This window comes from Acidovorax sp. CF316, assembly GCF_000276605.1.
GTDB lineage: Bacteria > Pseudomonadota > Gammaproteobacteria > Burkholderiales > Burkholderiaceae_C > Acidovorax.
Window position 1 is genome coordinate 1 of sequence record NZ_AKJX01000312.1, and the last position, 1,209, is coordinate 1,209.

Genomic DNA, 1,209 nt, shown 5'->3' on the forward strand with positions numbered 1-1,209 from the left:
CCCCCCCCCCCCCCGCCGGTGCGGCGGTGGCAACCCCCTCTTCCTCCACGGTCGCCTGGCCTGACGCCGCACGCCACAGCGCCTTCGACGCCTGGCTGGCGCCCCTGGTGGGCGGCCACCAGCTGAAGCCCGAAACACTGCGCCCGGCATCGGCCGATGCGAGCTTTCGGCGCTACCTGCGCATCGACACCACGCTGGGCACGAGCTGCATCGTGATGGATGCCCCGCCCGACAAGGAGAACTGCCGCCCCTTCGTGCAGGTGCAGCGCCTGCTGGCCGATGCCCGCCTGAACGTGCCGCAGATCCTGGCCTGGGACGAGGCCGGCGGTTTCATGCTGCTGTCCGACCTGGGGCACCAGACGCTGATTGAGCTGCTCGACCCCGAGAAGCCCCGTGACGCCTATGCCTGGTACCAGCAGGCCACGGACGTGCTGCTGCAGTGGCAACTGGCCTCGAAGCCCGGCGTGCTGCCCGTCTACGACGAAGCGCTGCTGCGCCGCGAACTGGCGCTGTTCCCCGACTGGTACCTGGCGAAGCACCGCGGTGTGACGCTCGATGCCGGGCAGCAGGCCACGCTCTCGGGCGCGTTCGACGCCATCGTGGCGCACAACCTCGCGGCCCCGCAGGTCTACGTGCACCGCGACTTCATGGCGCGCAACCTCATGGTGCCGGTGCAGGAGGGCGCGCCGCTCGGAGTGCTCGACTTCCAGGACGCGGTCTACGGCCCCATCACCTACGACATCGCCAGCCTGATGCGCGACGCCTTCATCAGCTGGGAAGAGGAATTTGTCATCGACATTACCGTGCGTTACTGGGAGAAGGCCCGCAAGGCCGGCCTGCTGGGCGCCAACAGTGCCAGCGGCTGGGGCGACGACTTCGGCGAGTTCTACCGCAGCGTGGAATGGATGGGCCTGCAGCGGCACTTCAAGGTGGCCGGCATCTTCGCGCGCCTGACCCTGCGCGACGGCAAGCCCAGGTACCTGGCCGATGCGCCGCGCTTCCTCCACTACATCCGCGCCACGACCAACCGCTACCGCCAGCTGGGCCCGCTGCTGAAGATGCTGGATGGCATCGAGGGCACCGAGGCGCCGATGGGCTATGCCTTTGGTCGCGTTTGAATGAAGCACCCCCTGAGTCGCTTCGCGCCTTCACCCCTCTCTCATATTGCTTCGCAATCTGGGAGGGGGACGCCCCCAGCGCGGCGGGGCG

1 protein-coding gene is annotated in these 1,209 nt (G+C 68.7%); it reads left to right on the plus strand.

Features of this window, described 5'->3' with window-relative positions:
* Positions 1 to 26 precede the first annotated feature (26 nt).
* Positions 27 to 1,118, plus strand: coding sequence for an aminoglycoside phosphotransferase family protein (locus tag PMI14_RS33265; protein WP_081497469.1), 1,092 nt, complete (start codon positions 27 to 29; stop codon positions 1,116 to 1,118).
* Positions 1,119 to 1,209: the final 91 nt, after the last annotated feature.